The sequence below is a fragment of the Pseudomonas sp. HMSC066A08 genome, assembly GCF_001813025.1.
Lineage (GTDB): Bacteria > Pseudomonadota > Gammaproteobacteria > Pseudomonadales > Pseudomonadaceae > Pseudomonas > Pseudomonas aeruginosa.
Window position 1 is genome coordinate 110188 of record NZ_KV811360.1, and the last position, 23499, is coordinate 133686.

The window sequence follows — 23499 nt, forward strand, 5'->3', positions numbered from 1 at the left end:
GGTTGGTGGCCGAGGCTTCCCGTCTCCCCTCCTCTCCGGGAGAGAGCGCCCGCCCCGGCAACGGATACGCCCCCCGGAATCGCGAACGCGAAGATGAAAAAGCCCGCCGGATGGCGGGCTTTTTCATGGTGGCAGGGGTCAACCCTCGTGGGTCAGGTGTCCGTCCACCAGGGTGTAACGCACTCGTCCCGGCAGGCAGTGACCGACGAACGGGCTGTTCTGCCCCTTCGAGTACCAGCTCTCACCGGCCAGGGTCGAACCCTGCGGGTCGAACAGCACCAGGTCGGCGGCCTGGCCCACCGCCAGGCGCCCGGCGGGCAGGCGCAGCGCCTGGGCCGGGCCGTGGGAGAGGCGGGCGAGGAGGGTCGGCAGGTCGAGCAGGCCGTCCTGCACCAGCGTCATCGCCAGCGGCAGCAGCAGCTCGGCGCCGCTGATGCCCGGCTCGGTGGCGGCGAACGGCGCGTTCTTGGCGTCCGCCTCGTGGGGTTGGTGGTGGCTGGCGATGGCTTGTACCACGCCGCTCTTCACCGCCTCGCGCAGGGCTTCGCGATCGGCCCTGGTGCGCAGCGGCGGTTGCACGTGGTAGAGGCTGGAGAAGCCCACCAGCGCTTCGTCGGTGAGGATCAACTGGTACAGCGCCACGTCGCAGGTCACCGGCAGGCCACGGGCCTGGGCCTGGGCGACGAGTTCGATGCCGCGGGCGCTGGTCAGTTGGCTGAAGTGCGCGCGCACGCCGCTCTGTTCCACCAGCAGCAGGTTGCGGGCCAGGGCCACGGTCTCGGCGGTTTCCGGGATCCCCGCGAGGCCGAGGAAGCTGGCGGTCGGGCCTTCGTGGGCGAGGCCGCCTTCGGCGAGATCGGTGTCCTGGGAGGTGAAGATCACCGTCAGGTCGAAGGTCGCCGCGTACTCCAGGGCGCGCCGCAGGATGCGGTTGCTGGCGAAGCCATGCAGGCCATTGGTGAAGGCCACGCAACCGGTGTCGCGCAGGGCCACCAGTTCCGACAGTTGCTCGCCGCCGAAGCCGCGGGTCAGCGCGCCGATGGGGTAGACCTTGGCGTTGCCGGCCTCGCGGGCGCGGTCGAGGATCAGTTCGGCCACCGCCGGGGTGTCCAGCACCGGCCGGGTGTAGGGCGGGCAGCACAGGCTGGTGGTGCCGCCGGCCGCGGCGGCGCGGGTCTCGCTTTCGACGTTGCCCTTGCGTCCGTAGCCCGGCTCGCGCAGGGCGACGCTGAGATCGACCAGTCCCGGCGCGGCCACCAGGCCGGCGCCGTCGAGGGTCTTCTGGGCGCTGAAGCCGGTCGGCGCGGCGCCGATGGCGACGATCTTGCCGGCCTCGATATGGAGGTCGCCGACCTGGTCCAGGCCGCTGGCCGGGTCGATGACGCGGGCGCCTCGGATACTGATGGTCATTCGGCGTCCTCCTGTTCCAGCTGGCGTTGGGTATTCTGGCCGCTCATGGCCATGGACAGCACCGCCATGCGGATGGCGATGCCGTAGGTGACCTGGTTGAGGATCACCGACTGGGCCCCGTCGGCCACCGCCGACTCGATCTCCACGCCACGGTTGATCGGGCCCGGGTGCATGACGATGGCATCCGGCTTGGCCAGCTTCAGGCGCTTCTCGGTCAGGCCGTAGAGCTTGAAGAACTCGCCCTCGCTGGGCAGCAGGCCACCCTGCATGCGCTCGCGTTGCAGGCGCAGCATGATCACCACGTCGACGCCCTTCAGGCCTTCGTCGGCGTTGGTGAACACGCGCACGCCGTACTGCTCTTCCAGGCCGACCGGCAACAGGGTGCGCGGGGCGATCACGCGGATGTCCGGGCAACCCAGGGTCTTGAGCGCCAACATGTTCGAACGGGCTACTCGCGAGTGCAGGATATCGCCGACGATCGCCACCGATAGCTGCTCGAAGTTCCCTTTGTGCCGGCGGATGGTCAGCATGTCGAGCATCCCCTGGGTGGGGTGCGCGTGGCGGCCGTCGCCGCCGTTGATCACCGCCACGTTGGGGCTGACGTGCTCGGCGATGAAGTGCGCCGCGCCCGAGTCGCTGTGGCGCACCACGAACATGTCGGCGGCCATCGCCTCCAGGTTGCGCAGGGTGTCGGTGAGCGTCTCGCCCTTGCTGGTGGAAGAGGTGGATACGTTCAGGCTGATCACGTCGGCCGACAGCCGCTGGGCGGCCAGCTCGAAGGTGGTGCGGGTGCGCGTGGAGTTCTCGAAGAACACGTTGCAGACGGTCTTGCCGCGCAGCAGCGGGACCTTTTTCACCGCGCGGGCGCCGACTTCCAGGAAGGAGTCGGCGGTGTCGAGGATTTCGGTGAGCAGCTCGCGGGGCAAACCGTCGAGCGAGATGAAGTGGCGCAGCTGGCCCTGGTCGTTGAGCTGCAGCGGGCGCTTGGCGTCTGTCGGCATGGGGCAGGCCCTAGTGAAGAGGATCAGGAAGCGGAGGAGAGGACCTTGCGCTCGAGGGCGAGCGGTGCGGGACCGACCAATTTTACCCGTTCATCGCGCCCCAGGGACAGGGTCTGGCCGACCACGTCGGGACGGATCGGCAGCTCCCGGGCGTTCAGGTCGAGCAGGCAGACCAGGGTCACGCTGGCAGGACGACCGTAGTCGAACAGTTCGTTGAGCGCGGCGCGGATGGTGCGGCCGCTCATCAGCACATCGTCCACCAGGACCAGGTGCTGGCCGTCGATCTCGAACGGCAGCGCCGACGGGCGGACCTGCGGATGCAGGCCGTTCTGGGTGAAGTCGTCGCGGTAGAAGGAGACGTCGAGGGTTCCCAGCGGCTCTTCGTTGCCCAGTTCCCGCAGCAGCGCCTCGGCGACCCAGATGCCGCCGGTATGGATGCCGACGAAGCGCGGCCGCTCGATGCCGCGCTCGGCGAGATGGGCGCGCAGGTCGCTGGCCATGCGCGGCAGGAGTTCGGCGGGATTGGGTAGGCTCATGGTGGCTCCTCGCTGACATCGATGGGATGGCCGCCGGGAGGGCCCGCTGTAGGGAGGCGCCCGCGGTGGCGAAAGCATAATGGCAACCGGCGGCGTGCCGGCTGCCATGGGTCAATCCGGGTGTTCGGCCAGCCAGCCTTCCAGCAGCAGGGCGGCGGCCAGGGCGTCCACCGGTCGCTCGCGGTAGCCGTCGCGCTGGCCCTGGGCCAGGCGCTCGCCCTTGGCGGCATAGGTCGTGAGGCGTTCGTCGTGGGTAAAGACCGGCAGGTTGAAACGGCCGTTGAGGCGGCGGCCGAACTTTTCCGCGCGCTCGCTCATCTCGCTTGGGCTGCCGTCCATGTTCAGCGGCAGGCCGACGACGATGGCGTCCGGCTGCCATTCCTTGATCAGCGCTTCCACCCGGTTCCAGTCCGGCACGCCGTTCTGCGCCTTCAATACGCACAGCTCGCGGGCCTGGCCGGTCACCGCCTGGCCGACGGCGACGCCGATCTGCCGGGTGCCGTAGTCGAAGCCCAGCAGCAGGCGCAGCGGCTTGTCGCTGGCCATCAGGCGTGACCAGCCTGGGCGGTGAGCAGGCTGAGGTTGACGCCCAGGCGCGCGGCGGCGGCGCTGAGGCGCTCCTCGGCCGGCAGGTCGAAGAGGATCGCCGGGTCCGCCGGACAGGTCAGCCAGGCGTTGTCGCTCAGCTCGGCCTCCAGCTGGCCGGCTTCCCAGCCGGCATAGCCGAGGCTGATCAGGCTCTTTTCCGGACCGGTGCCGGCGGCGATGGCGAACAGCACGTCCTGCGAGGTGGACATCGCCAGCTCGCCCAGTTCCAGGGTCGACTGGTAGCTCAGGCCGCTGGGGTGGAGGACGAAGCCGCGGTCGGTCTGCACCGGGCCGCCGTTGTAGATGTCGATGTGCTGGCAGCGCGCCGGCGGCAGGGCGTCCGGCTTGAGCTGTTCGAGGACTTCCGCCAGGTTGAGGCCGCTGGGACGGTTGATCACCAGGCCCATGGCGCCCTGCTCGTTGTGTTCGACCAGATAGGTCACGGTCTGGGCGAAATTGGGGTCGGCCATGTGCGGCATGGCGATCAGGAAATGATGCTTGAGGTAGGTTGGGCTGCTCTGTTTCATGGCCGCTAGTGTCCTGCTTCGGACGCGAGAAAGCCAGCCTTGCCGGCGCTACTTGCTGGACAGCCGGTCGCCGCGTTCGAAGCGCCAGGTACGGATGATCTCCAGCCGGTCGATGTCGGCCAGGTCGCCGCTGAACGGCGCATAGGGCGCGGCCAGGCGGACGATACGCTGGGCGGCCTGGTCGAGGATCGGCTCGCCGGAAGACTCCAGCACCTGCACCTCGTAGATGGTGCCGTCGCGGTTGATCGACACCAGCAGCCGCAGGCTGCCGTAGAGCTTCTGCCGGCGGGCCTCGTCGGGGTAGTTGAGGTTGCCGATGCGTTCGATCTTCTTGCGCCAGTCTTCCTTGTACCAGGCGCCCTTGTCGCGCATGGTCGAGGCGGCGCTCAGGCGGTGGATGCGCGGGCGCTTGGCGTAGGCCTGCTGCTCCTTGGCCAGGTCGGCCTCGAGGCTGGCGATTTCCGCCGACAGCTGGGTGGAGTCGAAATGCGGCGCCGGCTTGGCGACCTGCTCGGCTTTCTGTGCCTGGGTCTTGCTCGGTGCCTTCTGCTGGCGCTGGCGGGTGGTGGTCACCGCGGCCTTGGGCGCCTCTTCGCTCCTGGCCTGCTTCGGCGTTGCCGGCGGCGCGACTTTCTTCACCTGGTTGTCCTGGAACGGCGCGACCTCGGTGGTCTTCGGCGCGGCCTTGTGCTCCAGGGTACCGCTGCCCTGCTGGTTCATCTGCGCGAGGTAGTCGGCCTTCTCCGGCGCCTTGTCGCTCTTGAAGGTGGCCAGGGTGATTTCCAGGGTCTTGCTGATCTGGCTCGGCGCGGGCATGGAGAAGCCCACCCCGAGGATGAAGGCGACGTGCAGGATGGCTGCGATGAACAGGGTGAAGCCCAAACGGTCCGCCGGGCGGACGCCGGCAGCGGCGGAGGGGGACTTGAGGACGGCGGCGTTCATTGCGGATCGTGGTGGCTGGCGTGGGGCGAAGTCTGCCGATGGGGGGCGGAAAAGTCTATGACGCACTCCGCGCCTTGGACACGCGGTCGCTCGCCGTGGCGGGCCGAGGCGGGCGGACCGAGGCCCGCCCGCGCGATTCAGCGGGCAGCCAGCTGGGCGGCGATGGCGTCCATCAGCTTGTCGCCGATTCGGGTGTCGAAGGCCTGGTCGATCTCGCGGATGCAGGTCGGGCTGGTGACGTTGATTTCCGTCAGATAATCGCCGATCACGTCGAGGCCGACGAACAGCAGGCCGCGCTCGCGCAGGTGCGGGCCGACCTCGGCGGCGATCCAGCGGTCACGCTCGCTCAGCGGCTGGGCCACGCCGCGGCCGCCGGCGGCGAGGTTGCCGCGGGTCTCGCCCTGGGCGGGGATGCGCGCCAGGCAGTAGGGCACCGGTTCGCCGTCGATCATCAGGATGCGCTTGTCGCCGTCCTTGATTTCCGGCAGATAGCGCTGCGCCATGATCTGCTGGCTGCCATGCTGGGTGAGGGTCTCGAGGATCACCGAGAGGTTCGGGTCGCCTTCGCGGTGACGAAATATCGACGAACCGCCCATTCCGTCCAGGGGTTTGAGAATGATGTCACGATGCTCGGCGGCAAACTCGCGCAGAATATCGGATCGCCGGCTGACCATCGTCGGCGGAGTGCACTGGGTGAACTGCGTGGCGAAGAACTTCTCGTTGCAGTCGCGCAGGCTCTGCGGCCGGTTCACCACCAGGACGCCGGCACGCTCGGCCTGTTCCAGCAGGTAGGTCGAATAGACGAATTCGTTATCGAAGGGCGGGTCCTTGCGCATCAGGATCACGTCCAGTTCGTGCAGCGGTTGGTCGCTTTCCGCTTCCAGTTCGAACCAGCGGGAGGCATCGTTGAAGACCTTCAGCGGGCGCATGCGTCCACGCGCGACGCCGGCCTTCTGGTAGAGGTCCTGCTGTTCCATGTAGAACAGCGACCAGCCGCGGGCCTGGGCAGCCAGCAGCATGGCGAGCGAGCTGTCCTTCTTGAAGTTGATGCGCGCGATGGGGTCCATGACGATCCCGAGGCGTACGCTCATGGGAATTCCTCCGAAAGGGGGTGGGTTGTCCGGTCGCGGCGGGGAGGCCGCGTGGCAAGCGGGTTTGACGCTCAGGTTGGCGCCCCGTTTGCGCTTGGTCAAGGAAAAAGCCGGCCTGTTCCGGGCATTATGGATAGAGTTGCGTCGAGTGTGCTAAAAAGGCCCGCGATTGGGTCGCAGCCCGTCGGTGACAGGGCGTTAGCGCACTGAAGAAAACACAGAAGAATGATTCACCGAGTCGATATAGGGCGAACATGGAACAGCAATCCGACGGTTTGAAAGTGATGGTGATCGACGATTCGAAAACGATTCGTCGCACCGCCGAAACACTGCTGAAAAAGGTCGGTTGCGACGTGATCACGGCAATCGACGGCTTCGATGCCCTGGCTAAGATCGCCGATACCCATCCGAACATCATTTTCGTCGACATCATGATGCCGCGCCTGGATGGCTATCAGACCTGCGCCCTGATCAAGAACAACAGCGCGTTCAAGTCCACCCCGGTGATCATGCTGTCCTCCAAGGACGGCCTGTTCGACAAGGCCAAGGGGCGCATCGTCGGCTCCGACCAGTACCTCACCAAGCCGTTCAGCAAGGAAGAGCTGCTGGGCGCGATCAAGGCACACGTACCCAGCTTCACCCCGGTGGACGCCGTTTCCTGATATCCGGCCGCATGGCCGTTGATGCTTATTTCGTGATGGGGATCCCATGGCTCGTATTTTGATTGTTGATGACTCTCCGACCGAGATGTACAAGCTGACCGCCATGCTGGAAAAGCATGGCCACCAGGTACTCAAGGCCGAGAACGGCGGCGACGGCGTCGCCCTGGCCCGCCAGGAAAAGCCCGACGTGGTCCTGATGGACATCGTCATGCCCGGCCTCAACGGCTTCCAGGCGACCCGTCAGTTGACCAAGGACGCCGAGACCAGCGCCATCCCGGTGATCATCGTCACCACCAAGGATCAGGAGACCGACAAGGTCTGGGGCAAGCGCCAGGGCGCGCGCGACTACCTGACCAAGCCGGTGGACGAAGAGACCCTGCTGAAAACCATCAATGCGGTGCTGGCGGGCTGAGCCCTTCGCAGCGCATCGCTCACCCTGACCCCGGAAAGACCAGGCCCCGCATGTCGGACGTTCAGACCCCCTTCCAGCTCCTCGTCGACATCGATCAGCGCTGCCGACGCCTGGCCGCCGGCCTGCCGGCCCAGCAGGAGGCGGTGCAGAGCTGGAGCGGGATCGGCTTCCGCATGGGCGGGCGGTTCTTCGTCGCTCCCATGGGGGAGGTCGGCGAAGTCCTGCACGAACCGCGCTACACCCAGCTGCCGGGCGTGAAGACCTGGGTCAAGGGGGTGGCCAACGTACGTGGCCGCCTGCTGCCGATCATGGACCTCTGCGGTTTCCTCGGCACCGAACTGTCGCCCTTGCGCAAGCAGCGGCGGGTGCTGGTGGTGGAGCACCTGGACGTGTTCGCCGGCCTCATCGTCGATGAGGTGTTCGGCATGCAGCACTTCCCGGTGGACACCTTCAGCGAACAGCTGCCGCCACTAGAAGCGGCACTGCAACCCTTCATTCATGGCGTCTTCCATCGAGAGCAGCCGTGGCTGGTGTTCAGCCCGCATGCGCTGGCGCAACACCAGGGCTTCCTCGACGTCGCCGTATAAACAGCTTCACCGGTTGGGCCGGTCTGCCGGCCCGTGTCGTGACATGGAAATCGTAATCGTGGTCGGTCCGGGCGGGGGCCAAATATGAAGAAAATCAACGCAGGCAATCTTTTCGCGGGCATGCGCAGCAGCTCGGTGATCGCGGGGCTGTTCATCGTCCTCATCGTCTCGATCGTGTTGCTGTTCGCCAACTTTGCCTACCTCAACACCCAGTCGAACCATGACAAGCAGTACATCGGCCATGCCGGCGAACTGCGCGTCCTGTCGCAGCGGATCGCGAAGAACGCCACCGAAGCGGCGGCGGGCAAGGGCGAGGCGTTCAAGCTCCTGAAGGACGCGCGCAACGACTTCGAGAAACGCTGGAACATCCTGGTCAACGGCGACGAGAGCACATCCCTGCCGCCCAGCCCCGAAGCGGTGAAGCCGCAGATGGACGTGGTGCAGCAGGACTGGGACGGCCTGCGCAAGAACGCCGACTCCATCCTCGCCAGCGAACAGACCGTACTGTCCCTGCACCAGGTGGCCTCGACCCTCGCCGAAACCATCCCGCAGCTGCAGGTGGAATACGAAGAGGTGGTCGACATCCTGCTGGAGAACGGTGCCCCGGCCGACCAGGTCGCGGTCGCCCAGCGCCAGTCGCTGCTCGCCGAACGTATCCTCGGCTCGGTGAACAAGGTGCTGGCCGGCGACGAGAACTCGGTGCAGGCCGCCGACAGCTTCGGCCGTGACGCCAGCCTGTTCGGCCGCGTACTGAAGGGCATGCAGGAAGGCAACGCGGCGATGAGCATCTCCAAGGTGACCAACGCCGAGGCGGTGGATCGCCTGAACGAGATCGCCGAACTCTTCGAGTTCGTCTCCGGCTCGGTGGACGAGATCCTCGAGACCTCGCCCGACCTGTTCCAGGTCCGGGAAGCGGCGAACAACATCTTCAGCGTTTCGCAGACCCTGCTGGACAAGGCCTCGCAACTGGCCGACGGCTTCGAGAACCTGGCCGGCGGGCGTAGCATCAACCTGTTCGCCGGTTACGTCCTCGGCGCCCTGGCCCTGGCCTCGATCATCCTGATCGGCCTGGTGATGGTGCGCGAGACCAACCGCCGGCTGGCCGAGACCGCCGAGAAGAACGACCGCAACCAGGCCGCGATCCTGCGTCTGCTCGACGAGATCGCCGACCTCGCGGACGGCGACCTGACCGTGGCCGCGACCGTGACCGAGGACTTCACCGGCGCCATCGCCGACTCGATCAACTACTCCATCGACCAGCTCCGCGAACTGGTGGAGACCATCAACCAGACCGCCGTGCAGGTGGCCGCAGCGGCCCAGGAAACCCAGTCCACCGCGATGCACCTGGCCGAAGCCTCCGAGCACCAGGCGCAGGAAATCGCCGGCGCCTCGGCGGCGATCAACGAAATGGCGGTGTCGATCGACCAGGTATCGGCGAACGCCTCGGAGTCCTCGGCGGTAGCGGAACGTTCGGTAGCCATCGCCAACAAGGGCAACGAGGTGGTGCACAACACCATCACCGGCATGGACAACATCCGCGAGCAGATCCAGGACACCTCGAAGCGAATCAAGCGCCTCGGCGAATCGTCCCAGGAGATCGGCGACATCGTCAGCCTGATCAACGACATCGCCGACCAGACCAACATCCTCGCCCTGAACGCCGCGATCCAGGCGTCGATGGCCGGGGACGCGGGCCGCGGCTTCGCCGTGGTAGCGGACGAGGTACAGCGACTGGCGGAACGTTCCTCGGCGGCGACCAAGCAGATCGAGGCGCTGGTGAAGACCATCCAGACCGACACCAACGAAGCGGTGATCTCGATGGAGCAGACCACCTCCGAGGTGGTCCGCGGCGCGCGCCTGGCCCAGGACGCCGGTGTGGCCCTGGAGGAGATCGAGAAGGTATCCAAGACCCTCGCGGCACTGATCCAGAACATCTCCAACGCCGCCCGTCAGCAGGCATCGTCGGCCGGCCACATTTCCAACACCATGAACGTCATTCAGGAGATCACCTCGCAGACCTCCGCCGGTACCACCGCCACCGCGCGGAGCATCGGCAACCTGGCGAAGATGGCGAGCGAGATGCGCAACTCGGTATCCGGCTTCAAACTGCCGGAGGGCGTGGAGCAGGCCTGAGCATAGGCGCGGCGGCCGCCTGGCGGGCGCCGCGTCGACACCTTGGACGAGGGGCACGGCATGCAGGCGAACGGCGTCTGGTCACTGCAGCCGCTGGCCGATATGTCGGCAGCGGAGTTCCGCGACTGGCAGGTCCTGTTGGAGAACCGCACCGGCGTGGTGCTCAACGAGCAGCGCCGGACGTTCCTGCAGGCCAGCCTGACCGCGCGTATGCGTGAACTGGGCATCGGCGACTACCACAGCTACTACCGCCAGGTGACCGACGGTCCGCGTGGCGCAGTGGAGTGGGCGACCCTGCTGGACCGCCTGACCGTCCAGGAAACCCGTTTCTTCCGTCATCCCCCGTCTTTCGAGCTGCTCGAGCGCTACCTGGGCGAGCGCCTGCGCCGCGAAGGCATGCCGCGGCCCTGGGCCCTGTGGAGCGTCGGCTGTTCCAGCGGCGAGGAACCCTATTCGCTGGCGATGTGCGCGGCGCAGGCGTTGCGCGGGCAGGAACGGGAAGATTTTTTCGGCGTCACCGGGACGGATATCAGCCTTCACGCCCTGCAGCGGGCGCGGCAGGCGAACTATCCGGCCCGCAAGCTGGAGCAACTGGAGGCCGGGCTGGTCGAACGCTATTGCGAACGCCAGGCCGACGGCAGCTTCAGCGTGAAAACGATACTGACCGAGCGCGTCTGCTGCGCCCGGCTGAATGTGCTGGACCTGGCGAAGGCGCCGTGGTCCGGCATGGACGTGATTTTTTGTCAGAACCTGCTGATCTACTTCCGTCGCTGGCGACGGCGCGAGATCCTCAACCGGCTGGCCGAACGGCTGGCGCCGGGAGGCTTGCTGGTGATCGGGGTCGGCGAAGTGGTCGACTGGAGCCATCCGGAGCTCGAGCCGGTCGCCGACGAGCGGGTCCTGGCCTTTACCCGTAAGGGGTACTCAGGCACATGAATGGAGTGGCTATGGGTGACCGGCACGACTACGTCGCTCTGGAATGGGTGAAAGGCGAGATCGCCGAAACCCTGAAACAGGCGCGCCAGGCGCTGGAAGCGTTCGTCGAGAACCCGCAGGACCCGACCCGCATGCGGTTCTGCCTGACCTACGTGCACCAGGTGCAGGGCACCCTGCAGATGGTCGAGTTCTACGGCGCGGCCCTGCTCGCCGAGGAAATGGAGCAGTTGGTCCAGGCCTTGCTGGACGGTCGTGTGCCGAACCAGGGCGAGGCCCTGGAAGTGCTGATGCAGGCGATCCTGCAACTGCCGGTCTACCTCGACCGGATCCAGACCGCCCGGCGCGACCTGCCGATGGTGGTCCTGCCGCTGCTCAACGACCTGCGCGCCGCGCGCGGCGAGAAGCTGCTCTCGGAAACCAGCCTGTTCGCGCCCGACCTGTCGCAGCGCCAGCCGCAACTGGACGGCGAGGCCATCGCGCAACTGCGCACCGACGAACTCGGCGGCTTGCTGCGCAAGCTGCGCCAGACCCAGCAGATGGCCCTGGTCGGCCTGCTGCGCAACCAGGACGTGGCCACCAGCCTCGGCTACCTGGCGCGTGTCTATGCGCGCCTGGAGGGCCTGTGTCGCGAGGCACCGCTGGGGCCGCTGTGGAGCATCGCTTCCGGCCTGGTCGAGGGCCTGGCCAACGGTAGCGTGGTCAACAGCGCCTCGGTGCGCACCCTGCTGCGCCAGCTCGACCGCGAACTCAAGCGCCTGGTCGAGCAGGGCGCCGACGGCCTGAACCAGGCCGCGCCGGACGAGCTGGTGAAGAACCTGCTGTTCTATGTGGCCAAGGCGCCTTCGCAGTCGCCGCGGATCCGCGCACTGAAGGAACAGTACCGCCTCGACGAGGCGCTGCCCGACCACGAGACGGTGGACGCCGAGCGCGCCCGCCTCGCCGGACCCGACCGCGACGCGATGCGTTCGGTGGTCGGTGCCTTGTGCGAGGAACTGGTGCGGATCAAGGACAGCCTCGACCTGTTCGTGCGCAGCGACCGTGGCCACCCCTCGGAACTGGACGCCCTCCTGGCGCCGCTCAAGCAGATCGCCGATACCCTGGCGGTGCTCGGCTTCGGCCAACCGCGCAAGGTCATCCTCGACCAGTTGGACGTCATCCACGCCCTGGCCCAGGGCCGCCGCGAGCCGAGCGACGCGATCCTGATGGACGTCGCCGGCGCGTTGCTCTACGTCGAGGCCACCCTGGCCGGCATGGCCGGTCCCGGCGACGAGCGCAACAGCGAGGAAAGCCGCCTGCCCACCACCGACGTGGCGCAGATCCACCAGTTGGTGATCAAGGAAGCGCGCAACGGCCTGGAGCAGGCCAAGGACGCGATCATCGAGTTCATCGCCTCGCAATGGAACCACGAGCACCTGGCCCGCGTGCCGGAGCTGCTGACCCAGGTCCGCGGTGGCCTGGCGATGATCCCGCTGGAGCGCGCCGCGACCCTGCTGGAAACCTGCAACCGCTATATCCAGGAGCAGCTGCTGGCGCGCAAGGCGGTGCCGGACTGGCAGAGCCTGGATACCCTGGCCGATGCCATCACCAGCGTCGAGTATTACCTGGAACGCCTGAGCGAGGACCATGCCAGCCAGAGCGACCTGATCCTCGACGTCGCCGAGGACAGCCTGGCGAACCTCGGTTATACGCTGAAACCGAATTCGTCGGCCCCGGCCGAGCCCGGCCTGTCCGGGCCCGTTGCCGTCGAGTCCCCGGTTGCCGAGCCGGAGAGGCCGGAGGCGGTCGTCGAGGTTGCCGAGACACCGGAGCAACCGCCCGCCGACACGGCTCCTGCCGATGCGGCGAGGGACGATGCGCCGCTGCTGGCCAGCGACGACAACTGGACCCTTGGCGAAGTCGCGCCGGACGCCGGCGAGCCGTCCCTCGACCTGGCCCTGGACCTGCCGCTGGACGATTCCGCCGAAGTGCCGCCGGCGTTGCCGGAGGTGGTCGAGGAGAGCGGCCAGCCGCAGTCGACCCCGGCGCCTGCCCGCAGCCTGGACGATTTCAGCCTCGACGAGATCGATCTCTCCGGCCTCGACCTGCCCGCCGATGCGGCCCCGGCCTCCGAACCGGCGGCCCTGGCGGACTGGTCGCTGCCGGAGCAGTGGGGGCTCGGCGATGACCTGGCGCAGCCGGCGCAGGCCGACGAGACGTTGGATCTGAGCCTGGAGGAGCCGGCGCTGGCCTTCGACTCGCCGCTGGAAAGCCTCGAGCCGTTGCCGGCGCTGGAGCCTTTCGACGGCTCCGCTGAACAGGAGCTGGTTCTCGATGCGCTCGATCCGCTGCCGCTGGATGTAGCCTTGCCGGAGGCGGAGGGCGAGGCGCCCGCCTGGGAGGGCTCGAGCCTGGAGGAACTGGATCTTTCCGACCTCGATCTCCCCGAGGTGCAATTGCCCGAGGCCGAGGCGCCGCCTGCCGCCGAGGCGCACGCCATTGAAGCGCCGGCCCTGTCTCTGGCCGAGGTGATGGCTGCGCCGGTGCAGCCGATCAATCCGCCGGCGCAGAACGTTCCGGTCAGCCTGCTGCCGCCGCCGGCCGACGAGGAGCCGGTGGACGAGGAGCTGCGCGAGGTCTTCATCGAGGAGGCCGGCGAGGTCCTGGAGACCATCGGCCGCTATCTGCCGGCCTGGAAAGCCGACCACGACGACCGCGAAGCGCTGACCGAGGTACGCCGTGCCTTCCATACCCTCAAGGGCAGCGGACGGATGGTCCGTGCCCTGGTGATCGGCGAGCTGGCCTGGTCGATAGAGAACCTGTTCAACCGCGTACTCGATCGCAGCATCGCCGCCAGCGAACCGGTCCAGCGAGTGGTGGACCAGGTCGTGGCCCTGTTGCCGGAGCTGGTCGAGGAGTTCGCCGCCAATGCCCAGCGCCAGCGCGACGATGTCGACCTGCTGGCGGCCACCGCGCATGCCCTGGCCAAGGGCGAGCCGCTGCCGGAACCGCCGGCGCCGGACGACGGCGGAGCACCGCCGGAAGCCGGGGCGGAGCAGCCGTCGAGCCTGGAGAACGGCGTCCAGGCGCCGCCATTGACCGACGCGCCGCAGGCCGCCGCCGAGGCGGAGAGCGACGTCGAACTGCTCGATCCGCAACTGCTGGAGATCTTCACCAACGAGGCGGAAACCCATCTCGAGGCCCTGGTCGGCTTCCTCGCCGACTGCGCCCGCGAACTGCCGCAGCCGGTCACCGATGCCTTGCAGCGTGCCCTGCATACCCTCAAGGGCAGCGCGCACATGGCCGGTATCCTGCCGATCGCGGAGATCGCCACGCCGCTGGAAAAGCTGGTCAAGGAATACAAGTCCAACCTGCTCGCCTTCGACCTGCGCGAAGCCGAGTTGCTGCACGACGCCGAGCAACTGTTCCGCATCGGCCTGGAGCAGGTCGGCGCGCAACGGCCATTGAACCCGATCCCCGGCAGCGACGCGTTGCTGGAGCGTATCGAGGCACTGCACCAGGAACGCATCGCCTCGCTCGAGGCCGAGCGCTACAGCGATGCCGGCGAGCGCCGCGATCCGTTGCTGATCGAGGCGTTCCTCGTCGAAGGCATGGACATCCTGCTGGATGCCGAGGACCTGCTCGAGCGCTGGCACGAGCATCCGCAGGAGCGCCAGGAGCTGAGCGCGCTGCGCGAGGAACTCAGCGCTCTTGACCGTGGCGCCCGGCATGCCGAGCTGCCACAGGTGGAAGAACTCTGCCAGGCCTTGCTGGCGCTCTACGATGCCGTCGAGGAAGGCCGCCTGGCGGTCAGCCCGGCGTTCTTCGAGGAGGCCCGCCAGGCCCACGAGGCGCTGATCGGGATGATGGACCAGGTCGCCGCCGGCCTGCAGGTCACGCCGCGTCCGGAGCGGGTCGCGGCCCTGCAGGAGCTGTTGGAAGCGCCCGCCGCCGAGGCCGTTCCGTTCATCGACCCGGAGAGCCTCGGCGCCGACGATTTCCCCCCGGAAGACGAAGAACCGGCCCTGCCCGAGGCGGTTTTCGAAGAGGCCGGGACGCCTGTCGAGGAGACCGTACCGGCAGCGCCTGCACCGGCTCCCGGCCGCGAGCTGGACGAGGAAATGGTGTCGATCTTCCTCGAAGAGGCGGTGGACATCCTCGAAAGCGCCGGCCAGGCACTGGCCCAATGGCAGGCCGAACCGGGCGCGCTGTCTTCGCTCAGCGCCTTGCAGCGCGACCTGCACACCCTCAAGGGCGGCGCACGGATGGCCGAGATCGCCGAGATCGGCGACCTGGCCCACGAGCTGGAGGCCCTCTACGAAGGACTGGTCGACCGCCGTTACCAGCATTCCGCGCAACTGGCCGGATTGCTGCAAGCCTGTCATGACCGCCTGGCCGAACAGCTCGACCAATTGAGCGCCGGCCAGTCGCTGGCCGATCCGGACGACCTTATCCAGTCGATCCGCCGGTTCCGCCAGGGCCCGGTGGCCGAGGCCGCGACACCGGGCGAGGCGGAAAGCCACGTCGAGGAACTCGTCGCTCCGACCGTCGAGGAGCCCGCCGCGCCTGCCGCGATGCAGCCGCCCGCTACGGAGGCGTTCGAAGAGCGCGATCCCGAACTGGTGGAGATCTTCCTCGAGGAAGGCTTCGATATCCTCGACAGCGCTGGCGCCGCGTTGCAGCGCTGGATCGACGACGTCGACAACACCATCGAACTGGAAGCCTTGCAGCGCGACCTGCATACCCTCAAGGGCGGTGCGCGGATGGCCGAGATCGGCGAGATCGGCGACCTCGCCCATGAGCTTGAATTCCTCTACGAAGGCCTCTGCGGCGGACGCCTGCGCGCCAGCCCGGCCTTGTTCGGCCTGCTGCAGCGCTGCCACGACGAACTGGCCGAGATGCTCGAGGCGGTGCGTGGCCATCGCACGCTGCCCGACGGGCAGGCGCTGATCGCGGAGATCAGGCGCCTGCGCAGCGATCCCGACGAGCAACTGAGCGTACCCACCAGCGTCAGCCTCAAGCCGCTGGCGGCGAAGGGCGCGGCGGCCGACGAGAGCGAGATCCTCGACATCTTCCTCGAGGAAGCCGACGACCTGCTGGAGAACCTCGAACTGGCGCTCGGCCGCTGGGACGGCGGCGACGCCCAGCCGCTGGACGACCTGCTGCGGATCCTGCACACCCTCAAGGGCGGTGCGCGCCTGGCCGGGCAGACCGAGCTGGGCAACCTGGCCCACGACCTCGAGCAGCATCTCACCGATGCGCAGCAACAGGGCGCGCCGTGGCCGGACAGCCTGCTGCTGGATGCGCAGTCGGGGCTGGAAGGCCTGCAGCGGCAGGTCGACCTGTTGCGCGAGCGGCTGGCCGAGGATGACGAGGCCGGTGAACGGCCCGAGCCCGCCCAGGCGCTGGTCCCGGCCGACGATACCGATCACGCGGTGGCTTCCGCGCTGGCAGAGCTGACCCGCCTGGCCCCGGCGGCCGGCGCGATCATGGCGGCCGAGGCGGCGCCCCCGGCCGCCCCGGCCACCACCCTGCCGTTCGTGCGCAAGGCCCGGGAGGCGGCCCAGGAGGCCGCTTCCCGACGTGCCCCGCAGGAACTGGTGAAGGTGCCGGCGGAACTGCTGGAGAACCTGGTCAACCTGGCGGGCGAGACCTCGATCTTCCGCGGCCGGGTCGAGCAGCAGGTGAGCGACGTCGGCTTCACCCTCGGCGAGATGGAGTCCACCATCGAGCGGGTGCGCGACCAGTTGCGTCGCCTCGACACCGAGACCCAGGCGCAGATCCTCTCGCGCCACCAGGCCGATGCCGAACGCGCCGGCTACGAAGAATTCGACCCGCTGGAAATGGACCGCTATTCGCAGTTGCAGCAGCTCTCGCGCGCACTCTTCGAATCGGCCTCCGACCTTCTCGACCTAAAGGAAACCCTGGCGGCGAAGAACCGCGACGCGGAGACCCTGCTGCTGCAACAGGCGCGGGTCAACACCGAACTCCAGGAAGGCCTGATGCGCACCCGCATGGTGCCGTTCGATCGGCTGGTACCGCGTTTGCGGCGGATCGTCCGGCAGGTGGCCGGCGAACTCGGCAAGCAGGTCGAGTTCGTGGTCGGCAACGCCGACGGCGAGATGGATCGTACCGTCCTCGAACGCATCGTCGCGCCGCTGGAGCACATGCTGCGCAACGCCGTGGACCACGGCATCGAGTCCGGCGAGACGCGCCGCGCGGCGGGCAAGCCGGAGCACGGTACGATCCGCCTGAACATCGGCCGCGAAGGCGGCGACATCCTCCTCACCCTCTCCGACGACGGCGCCGGCATCCGCCTCGACGCGGTACGGCGCAAGGCCATCGAGCGTGGCCTGATGAGCGCCGACAGCGACCTCAGCGATCATGAAGTGCTGCAGTTCGTGCTCGAGTCCGGCTTCTCCACCGCCGAAAAGGTCACCCAGATCTCCGGGCGCGGCGTCGGCCTCGACGTGGCCAACTCCGAGGTCAAGCAGCTCGGCGGCTCGGTGAGCATCCAGACCGAGCCGGGCCAGGGCACCCGCTTCAACGTGCGGCTGCCGTTCACCGTGTCGGTGAACCGGGCGCTGATGGTGCTATCCGGCGAGGATCTCTACGCGGTGCCGCTGAACACCATCGAGGGCATCGTGCGGGTTTCGCCCTACGAACTGGAGGCGCTCTACGAACAGCGTGGCGAGGCGGGGCTGGATACGCCCAGCTTCGAATACGCCGGGCAGTCCTACGAACTGAAGTACCTCGGCGAGCTGCTGAACAACGGCCAGGAACCCAAGCTGGTCGGCCAGTCGCTGCCCTTGCCGGTGATCCTGGTGCGCTCCTCGGAGCATGCGGTGGCGGTGCAGGTCGACTCGCTGGCCGGTTCCCGCGAGATCGTGGTGAAGAGCCTCGGTCCGCAGTTCGCCGGGGTCGCCGGGATTTCCGGGGCGACCCTGCTCGGCGATGGCCGGGTGGTGGTGATCCTCGACCTGCTGGCGACCATCCGCTCCCGGCACGCGCAGCTCGGCCAGGAAAACCGTCGCGAACGCCTGGCGCTGCGCCAGGAAATGGCGGCGAGCGAAAGCGAGCAGCAGCGGCCGCCGCTGGTCATGGTGGTGGACGACTCGGTCACCGTGCGCAAGGTCACCACCCGCCTGCTGGAGCGCAACGGCATGAACGTGCTGACCGCGAAGGACGGCGTGGACGCCATCGCCCAGCTCCAGGAGCACCGTCCGGACATCCTCCTGCTGGACATCGAGATGCCGCGCATGGACGGTTTCGAGGTCGCTACCCTGGTGCGCCACGACGAACGCCTGGGCAACCTGCCGATCATCATGATCACCTCGCGGACCGGCGAGAAACACCGCGAGCGCGCGCTGGGCATCGGCGTCAACCAGTACCTCGGCAAGCCTTACCAGGAAACCGAGCTGCTCGAAGCCATCCAGTCCCTGGTCGGCCAGCATGAGTGAGCGCGCTACGCCACGGGTCGCGGTGATCGCCGACACCTCGTTGCAGCGCCACGTGTTGCAACAGGCGCTGCTCGGCCATGGCTACGAGGTGGTGCTCAACGCCGACCCGGCCAGGGTCGACGACGCCGCGCTGGAGTGCGCGCCCGACCTGTGGCTGGTGGACCTGACCCAGCAGGACGACTCGCCGCTGCTGGACAGCCTGCTGGAGCAGGACCGGGCGCCGGTGCTGTTCGGCGAGGGCCACGCGCCGGAGCGGCATACCGAACATTACCCGCGCTGGGAGCGGCGGCTGATCGGCAAGCTGAAGCGCTTGATCGGCGACCCCAGCGATGGCGTTGGCGACAGCCTCGGCGCATTGCTCGACGAGGAGCGTCCGCCGCGCCTGGAGATTCCCGGCGACCTCGCGGCGATGCCGCTGCAGGCCGGCGAAGCGGCCCGCGAGGTGTGGTTGCTGGCGGCCTCGCTCGGCGGCCCGGCGGCGGTGAAGGCATTTCTCGATGCCTTGCCCGGCGGCCTGCCGATCGGCTTCCTCTATGCCCAGCACATCGACGCCAGCTTCGAGCAGAACCTGCCGCAGGCAGTCGGCCGGCACAGCCAGTGGCATGTGAAGAATGTCCGCGACGGTGAAGCGCTGCGTTGCGGCGAGGTCATGGTGGTGCCGGTGCTGCACGAACTCGGTTTCCACCACGACGGGCGACTGAAATGCAGCCAGCGTCCCTGGCCGGAACCCTACACCCCGTCCATCGACCAGATGATGCTCAACCTGGCCCAGCAGTTCGGGCCCGACTGCGGGGTGATCGTCTTCAGCGGCATGGGTAGCGACGGCAGCGCCGCTGCCGCCTACGTGCGGCGCCAGGGTGGCGAGGTATGGACCCAGCGCGCCGACAGTTGCGTCTGTTCGAGCATGCCGGACAGCTTGCGCGAAGCCGGTTACAGCAGTTTCAATGCCAGCCCCCGCGAACTGGCCGAGGCATTGGTCAAGCATCTGGCCGCACGCTGCGCGCCGACAGGAGTCGAAACATGAACCAGGCCGTGATCGAGCAGGATGGCATGAGCCGGAACACCCCAGCCAACCCGACCCCGGACAGCCTCACCGGGCTGCTCCTGCCGCTGAGCGACCGCACCCTGCTGTTGCCCAACGTCGCCGTGGCCGAACTGATCGCCTATCGCAACCCGCAGGTCGCCGCCGGCCTGCCGCAGTGGTACCTGGGCCAGGTGGCCTGGCGCGACCTGCGCCTGCCGCTGCTGTCCTTCGAGGCGGCCTCCAGCGGCGAACAGCAGCCGGTACTCGGCAGCAGCGCGCGGGTGGTGGTGATCAACGCCCTCGGCGGACGTCCCCATGTGAAATTCCTCGCCCTGCTGGTGCAGGGTATTCCGCGCTCGGTGCGGCTGGACGCCAATCTCGCGAGCACCGCCGCGCCGCTGGCGGCGCTGGAACTGGCGGCGGTGGACATCGGCGGCGAAACCGCGCGGATTCCGGACCTGGCCGGGCTCGAAGAGAAGCTCGCCGACGCCGGCCTGATCTGAGACGTCCATGGCCGGCCTGCGGCACGCGCGGATCGGTGCCTCCCTCGAGGTGGCCAGCGCCAGCCTGGCCGGGCACCGTTTCGAGAAGCACAGCCACGACGAGTTCGTCATCAGCGCCAACCTCTGCGGATTGGAAGATGTCTGGCTGGATGGCCGTACCTTCCAGGCCGACAGCGGCGACCTGACCCTCTACAACCCGGGGCAGATCCAGGGCGGCGGCGTCCGCGACGGCCAGCCCTGGCGCTTCGCCAGCCTCTATCTGCCTGCCGCCGAACTGGCGAGCAGCCTGGATCTTACCTCCGTCGAGTTCGACCGCCCGCTGCTGCGCAGTCCGGCGCTGGGCCGCGAGTTGGCCGCCAGCATCGAAGCCTTGCTGGCCAGCGACCGTTTCGCCCGCGAACGGGGCGAGGAGCGCCTGTTGGAATTCCTCGGCCGCCTGCTGGCGGCGAGTGGCACCCGTCTGCCGCAGAGGGCCGAACCTGGGCGCCCGGCTGTCGCCCGCCTGCAGGCGCTGCTCGCCGAGCACCTGGCCGAACCGCCGGACCTGGATGGAATGGCGGAGCAGGTGGGCCTGTCGAAATACCACCTGCTGCGGGCGTTCAAGAAGGCCACCGGGCTCAGCCCGCGACAATGGAGCATGCAACTGCGCACCCGCCGCGCCCTCGGCCTGTTGCGCCGTGGCCTGGCGGTGGGCGAGGTGGCCCACGCCCTGGGTTTCGCCGACCAGAGCCACCTGACCCGTTACTTCACCAGCGCCTACGGCATTTCGCCGGGCCGCTACCAGCGCGCCGTGCGCGGCTGAACTGCGCAATCCGGTTCAAGTCGGCGGAGCCGCCGGCCGGGATAATCCGACGTCCCACCACGGAGTCGTCGTTCCATGCTCGCCATCTTCCTCGCCGCCTTGCTGTTCGGTTTCGCCTTCAATGTTTCCCCTGGCGCGGTGTTCAGCGAAACGCTGCGCCGCGGTTTGACCGGCGGCTTCCGCCCGGCGTTGCTGGTGCAACTGGGGTCGCTGATCGGCGATGCCGTCTGGGCCCTGCTCGGGCTTACCGGGCTGGCGCTGCTGCTGGGCTACGAACAGGTGCGGATTCCCCTGACCCTGGCCTGTGCCGCCTACCTGGCCTGGCTCGGCGTGCAAGGCTTGCGCGACGCCTGGAGTCCGCCGCTGGCGGCGGCGGATGCCGGCGAGCAGGGGCGCAACGCTTTCGCCGCCGGCGCGGCGATCTCCCTGTCCAATCCGAAGAACGTGGTCTATTGGGGGGCCCTCGGCAGCGCCCTGGCGGGGATCGTCGACGGCACGCCTAACCAGGCGCAGTCGTTGGTGTTCTTCGCCGGTTTCATGCTCTCGTCGCTGATCTGGTGCTTTTGCTGCGCGGCGCTGGTGGATTGGCTGCGGCGCAACACCTCGCTGTTCTGGCACCGCGTCAGCTACGCCGGTTGCGGCGTGCTCCTGCTCGGCCTGGCGGGATTGGCGCTGCGCGGGCTGTAGCCGCGCCTCAGGCCAGCGCCAGGCGCCGCCGCAGCAGGCGTTGGCGCAGGCTTTCGAACGTGCCGAGGTCGACATGCCGGGCATGGTCGCCGACGACGATCCGGCCGTCGGGCAGCTCCGCCCAGTGCTGTAGTCCGCCCTCCAGGTCCAGTTCGCCGTAGCGGATGCGCAGCGCCCGGCCGGATTCGAGGTGCCAGAGCTGGGCGAGGTCCCGCGGGCGATGCGGTTCCAGCCACGGCGCCAGGAGCAGCCAGCCTCCGTCCAGGGCCTGGAGCTTCAGGTAGGGGCCCTCGGCCAGGCCGTCCAGCGAGTGGCTGCGGATCTCGCCGCTGTCGAGCCGACCTTCGCAGAGCGTTTCACGCTCCAGCCAGACGATGGTCCCGGGCGCCGCCGAGGTCGGTTGCGCCGGATCGGCGGGCAGATCCTTGCCGACGGGGAACGGCAGGGGCTGGATGCGTGCCTCGCGCCATTCGAAGAACTGCCCGCGGGAGAGCAGGCAGACGCGCTCGTCCGGAGTGGTGAAGACTGCCGGCGGATTCTCGATGGAGCGCCGCGCTTGTGGCACCTCGAAGAGCAACCGCGGTTCGTCGTTGCCCCGGGCGAAGTCCGGATAGAGGAAGAACAGGCCGCGGTCGGCCAGGAGCAGGTCGTTCCCGGCCAGGCCGATGGCAAGTTCCGGGTTACGGCGTTGGCGCAACGACTGCGCCGGTGGCAGTGGCAAGGGCGGTAGTTCGGGCGTCAACGAGGCGAGGTCGCGGGAGCGTTGCAGCCAGGCGTAGGGGCTTCCCGAACGGGTCATCCTGACCCAGGCGTGCAGGCCGTCCGCCGAACTGGCCCGGCAGAGCAACGCGCCTTGGGTTTCCTCCGCGCCATCGGGCAGGCGCCGCAGCCTGGGCCACTGGCGCAGGTCCAGCAGTTCGTGGCTGTCCTCGCCCGGTAGGCGGCCGATGGCCAGGCCCGGCGCCAGGTGCTCGGCGCGTTCGAGGCAGATGTAGGCCGAAGCCGGCGCCAGGGCGGCCGGCGCGGCGGTGGGGAGGGCTGCCCGGGCGCCCTCGGGGGCGTCTTCCTGGCGCAGCGTGCGGGCGTTGTGGCCCTGCGCTGCGAGCGCATCGAGCAGGCGCTGGCTGTGGGGGGCGCCGACCACGTACAGGTTCAGGCTGTCGTCTTCGTCCAGGCGTTCCACCAACACCAGTCCGAGGGATTCCAGCTCCTGGCCGAGGGCTGGCAGGAAATCCTCGGGAAGGTCGTCGCGCAGGCGCTCCAGCAGCGTCTCCAGTGCGGCGGAGGCCAACTGCGGGAAGCGCCCGGCATAGTCTCGGCGGAGTACGCCGAGCACGTCGGGCAGGCGGATCTTCCAATCGAAGGTAACGGGCGTGTCCATGCGTGCGATCCGTTGCGAAGAAGGTTGCGCAACGGTATTCACTGGCTGTCGCCGTTGTAAAGCGGCGGGAGGGATATCAGGCGAAGTCGCCCCAGAGTTGCTGGGCCACCGCCAACGCCACCACCGGCGCGGTCTCGGTGCGCAGCACTCGCGGGCCGAGGCGCGCGGAGTGGAAGCCGGCCGCCTGCGCCTGCTCTACCTCGGCATCGCTCAGCCCGCCTTCGGGACCCACCAGGAAGGCCAGGCGCGACGGCGGCGCATGGCTGGCCAGGGGGGCGGCCACAGGGTGCAGGACCAGCCTGAGGTCATCGTCCCGCCCGCGCAGCCAGTCCTCCAGGGCCTGCGGCGGATGGATCAGCGGCAGGCTCGAACGGCCGCACTGCTCGCAGGCGCTGATCGCCACCTGGCGCCAGTGTTGCAGGCGCTTGTCGGCGCGTTCGTCCTTCAGGCGCACTTCGCAACGCTCGCTGACGATCGGGGTGATTTCCGCCACCCCCAGCTCGGTGGCTTTCTGGATCGCCCAGTCCATCCGCTCGCCGCGCGACAGGCCTTGCCCCAGGTGGATACGCAGGGGCGAGTCGGGCTGGCCGGCGAACTGCTCGCGGAGTTCGACGCGGACATTCTTCTTGCCGACCTCGACCAGCTCGCCGAGGTATTCCCGGCCGCTGCCGTCGAACAGTTGCACGGCGTCGCCCGTGGCGTGCCGCAGCACGCGGCCGATGTAGTGGGCCTGGGCCTCGGGCAGGTCGTGCTGGCCAAGGGCGAGGGGCTGGTCGACAAAGAAGCGGGACAGGCGCATGGCGATTCGAGGGTAGTGGCGACAGGCGCGCAGTTTACTGCC

General features: G+C 68.3%; 19 protein-coding genes. 10 read left to right on the forward strand and 9 right to left on the reverse strand.

Translation table 11 applies throughout. The features are described 5' to 3' along the window. Positions 1 to 138: 138 nt before the first annotated feature. From HMPREF2886_RS27895 to gshB, 7 genes are all read right to left on the reverse strand, one after another. Entirely contained in the window at positions 139 to 1410 is a 1272-nt protein-coding gene (locus HMPREF2886_RS27895; protein ID WP_033972293.1) for a dihydroorotase, read from the reverse strand. Next, positions 1407 to 2411 (reverse strand): aspartate carbamoyltransferase catalytic subunit, encoded by a 1005-nt coding sequence (locus HMPREF2886_RS27900; RefSeq protein WP_033972294.1) that lies wholly within the window; start codon positions 2409 to 2411, stop codon positions 1407 to 1409. Before HMPREF2886_RS27900 ends, HMPREF2886_RS27895 begins: the two co-directional genes overlap by 4 nt. Positions 2412 to 2434: 23 nt before the next feature. After that, positions 2435 to 2947 carry a bifunctional pyr operon transcriptional regulator/uracil phosphoribosyltransferase PyrR gene (gene pyrR / locus HMPREF2886_RS27905; protein WP_033972296.1) on the reverse strand — a complete coding sequence of 171 codons (513 nt, stop codon included), beginning with the start codon at positions 2945 to 2947 and terminating at the stop codon, positions 2435 to 2437. 111 nt (positions 2948 to 3058) lie between these two features. Beyond that, positions 3059 to 3493, reverse strand: a complete 435-nt coding sequence (gene ruvX / locus HMPREF2886_RS27910) for a Holliday junction resolvase RuvX (protein WP_003084575.1) — start codon at positions 3491 to 3493, stop codon at positions 3059 to 3061. Beyond that, positions 3493 to 4062 carry a YqgE/AlgH family protein gene (locus HMPREF2886_RS27915; RefSeq protein WP_003084577.1) on the reverse strand — a complete coding sequence of 190 codons (570 nt, stop codon included), beginning with the start codon at positions 4060 to 4062 and terminating at the stop codon, positions 3493 to 3495. The genes ruvX and HMPREF2886_RS27915 overlap by 1 nt, the downstream gene beginning before the upstream one ends. 48 nt (positions 4063 to 4110) lie before the next feature. Next, the gene (locus HMPREF2886_RS27920; protein WP_003084580.1) at positions 4111 to 5004 is read right to left on the reverse strand and encodes a TonB family protein; all 894 of its coding nucleotides are present in this window, start codon (positions 5002 to 5004) and stop codon (positions 4111 to 4113) included. 137 nt (positions 5005 to 5141) lie between these two features. Beyond that, entirely contained in the window at positions 5142 to 6095 is a 954-nt protein-coding gene (gene gshB / locus HMPREF2886_RS27925) for a glutathione synthase (protein ID WP_033972297.1), read from the reverse strand. A 254-nt stretch (positions 6096 to 6349) separates the two neighbouring features. On the opposite strand from gshB, the gene pilG reads away from it, so the two are divergent. From pilG to HMPREF2886_RS27975, 10 genes are all read left to right on the forward strand, one after another. Continuing rightward, on the forward strand, positions 6350 to 6757 hold the full coding sequence (gene pilG, locus HMPREF2886_RS27930; protein WP_003084583.1) for a twitching motility response regulator PilG: 408 nt from the start codon (positions 6350 to 6352) through the stop codon (positions 6755 to 6757). A gap of 46 nt (positions 6758 to 6803) precedes the next feature. Then, the gene (gene pilH / locus HMPREF2886_RS27935; RefSeq protein ID WP_003084587.1) at positions 6804 to 7169 is read left to right on the forward strand and encodes a twitching motility response regulator PilH; all 366 of its coding nucleotides are present in this window, start codon (positions 6804 to 6806) and stop codon (positions 7167 to 7169) included. Positions 7170 to 7219: 50 nt separating this feature from the next. Beyond that, positions 7220 to 7756 (forward strand): chemotaxis protein CheW, encoded by a 537-nt coding sequence (locus HMPREF2886_RS27940; RefSeq protein WP_003084590.1) that lies wholly within the window; start codon positions 7220 to 7222, stop codon positions 7754 to 7756. An 84-nt stretch (positions 7757 to 7840) separates the two neighbouring features. Further along, on the forward strand, positions 7841 to 9889 hold the full coding sequence (gene pilJ / locus HMPREF2886_RS27945; RefSeq protein WP_003084592.1) for a chemotaxis chemoreceptor PilJ: 2049 nt from the start codon (positions 7841 to 7843) through the stop codon (positions 9887 to 9889). 60 nt (positions 9890 to 9949) lie between these two features. After that, positions 9950 to 10825, forward strand: a complete 876-nt coding sequence (gene pilK, locus HMPREF2886_RS27950) for a type 4 fimbrial methyltransferase PilK (RefSeq protein WP_003084594.1) — start codon at positions 9950 to 9952, stop codon at positions 10823 to 10825. A gap of 11 nt (positions 10826 to 10836) precedes the next feature. Further along, positions 10837 to 18261, forward strand: a complete 7425-nt coding sequence (chpA, locus tag HMPREF2886_RS27955) for a chemotaxis signal transduction system protein ChpA (protein WP_070748780.1) — start codon at positions 10837 to 10839, stop codon at positions 18259 to 18261. Further along, positions 18254 to 19285, forward strand: coding sequence for a chemotaxis protein CheB (locus tag HMPREF2886_RS27960; RefSeq protein WP_003084598.1), 1032 nt, complete (start codon positions 18254 to 18256; stop codon positions 19283 to 19285). Before chpA ends, HMPREF2886_RS27960 begins: the two co-directional genes overlap by 8 nt. Then, positions 19282 to 19788 (forward strand): chemotaxis protein CheW, encoded by a 507-nt coding sequence (locus HMPREF2886_RS27965; protein ID WP_003106119.1) that lies wholly within the window; start codon positions 19282 to 19284, stop codon positions 19786 to 19788. The genes HMPREF2886_RS27960 and HMPREF2886_RS27965 overlap by 4 nt, the downstream gene beginning before the upstream one ends. A gap of 7 nt (positions 19789 to 19795) precedes the next feature. Continuing rightward, positions 19796 to 20590 (forward strand): AraC family transcriptional regulator, encoded by a 795-nt coding sequence (locus HMPREF2886_RS27970; protein WP_033977346.1) that lies wholly within the window; start codon positions 19796 to 19798, stop codon positions 20588 to 20590. A 75-nt stretch (positions 20591 to 20665) separates the two neighbouring features. Continuing rightward, positions 20666 to 21277: a LysE family translocator gene (locus HMPREF2886_RS27975; protein ID WP_033977348.1), complete on the forward strand. Its 612-nt coding sequence runs from the start codon at positions 20666 to 20668 to the stop codon at positions 21275 to 21277. 7 nt (positions 21278 to 21284) lie between these two features. Here the strand turns inward: HMPREF2886_RS27975 and HMPREF2886_RS27980 are convergent, their stop codons facing one another. Then, positions 21285 to 22700, reverse strand: coding sequence for a hypothetical protein (locus HMPREF2886_RS27980; protein WP_033977349.1), 1416 nt, complete (start codon positions 22698 to 22700; stop codon positions 21285 to 21287). Positions 22701 to 22734: 34 nt separating this feature from the next. Continuing rightward, complete coding sequence (locus HMPREF2886_RS27985; RefSeq protein WP_039028014.1) at positions 22735 to 23457, reverse strand: 16S rRNA (uracil(1498)-N(3))-methyltransferase; 723 nt, start codon at positions 23455 to 23457, stop codon at positions 22735 to 22737. Between the last annotated feature and the right edge of the window lie 42 nt (positions 23458 to 23499).

Bases quoted from the DNA above. Each gene is read 5' to 3' on its own strand.
- HMPREF2886_RS27895 (WP_033972293.1), bottom strand. From the start codon at position 1,410: ATGACCATCAGTATCCGAGGCGCCCGCGTCATCGACCCGGCCAGCGGC.
- chpA (WP_070748780.1), top strand. From the start codon at position 10,837: ATGGGTGACCGGCACGACTACGTCGCTCTGGAATGGGTGAAAGGCGAG.
- HMPREF2886_RS27965 (WP_003106119.1), top strand. From the start codon at position 19,282: ATGAACCAGGCCGTGATCGAGCAGGATGGCATGAGCCGGAACACCCCA.
- HMPREF2886_RS27970 (WP_033977346.1), top strand. From the start codon at position 19,796: ATGGCCGGCCTGCGGCACGCGCGGATCGGTGCCTCCCTCGAGGTGGCC.
- HMPREF2886_RS27975 (WP_033977348.1), top strand. From the start codon at position 20,666: ATGCTCGCCATCTTCCTCGCCGCCTTGCTGTTCGGTTTCGCCTTCAAT.
- pilJ (WP_003084592.1), top strand. From the start codon at position 7,841: ATGAAGAAAATCAACGCAGGCAATCTTTTCGCGGGCATGCGCAGCAGC.
- ruvX (WP_003084575.1), bottom strand. From the start codon at position 3,493: ATGGCCAGCGACAAGCCGCTGCGCCTGCTGCTGGGCTTCGACTACGGC.
- pilG (WP_003084583.1), top strand. From the start codon at position 6,350: ATGGAACAGCAATCCGACGGTTTGAAAGTGATGGTGATCGACGATTCG.
- pilK (WP_003084594.1), top strand. From the start codon at position 9,950: ATGCAGGCGAACGGCGTCTGGTCACTGCAGCCGCTGGCCGATATGTCG.
- HMPREF2886_RS27920 (WP_003084580.1), bottom strand. From the start codon at position 5,004: ATGAACGCCGCCGTCCTCAAGTCCCCCTCCGCCGCTGCCGGCGTCCGC.
- HMPREF2886_RS27900 (WP_033972294.1), bottom strand. From the start codon at position 2,411: ATGCCGACAGACGCCAAGCGCCCGCTGCAGCTCAACGACCAGGGCCAG.
- gshB (WP_033972297.1), bottom strand. From the start codon at position 6,095: ATGAGCGTACGCCTCGGGATCGTCATGGACCCCATCGCGCGCATCAAC.
- HMPREF2886_RS27960 (WP_003084598.1), top strand. From the start codon at position 18,254: ATGAGTGAGCGCGCTACGCCACGGGTCGCGGTGATCGCCGACACCTCG.
- pilH (WP_003084587.1), top strand. From the start codon at position 6,804: ATGGCTCGTATTTTGATTGTTGATGACTCTCCGACCGAGATGTACAAG.
- HMPREF2886_RS27985 (WP_039028014.1), bottom strand. From the start codon at position 23,457: ATGCGCCTGTCCCGCTTCTTTGTCGACCAGCCCCTCGCCCTTGGCCAG.
- HMPREF2886_RS27915 (WP_003084577.1), bottom strand. From the start codon at position 4,062: ATGAAACAGAGCAGCCCAACCTACCTCAAGCATCATTTCCTGATCGCC.
- HMPREF2886_RS27940 (WP_003084590.1), top strand. From the start codon at position 7,220: ATGTCGGACGTTCAGACCCCCTTCCAGCTCCTCGTCGACATCGATCAG.
- pyrR (WP_033972296.1), bottom strand. From the start codon at position 2,947: ATGAGCCTACCCAATCCCGCCGAACTCCTGCCGCGCATGGCCAGCGAC.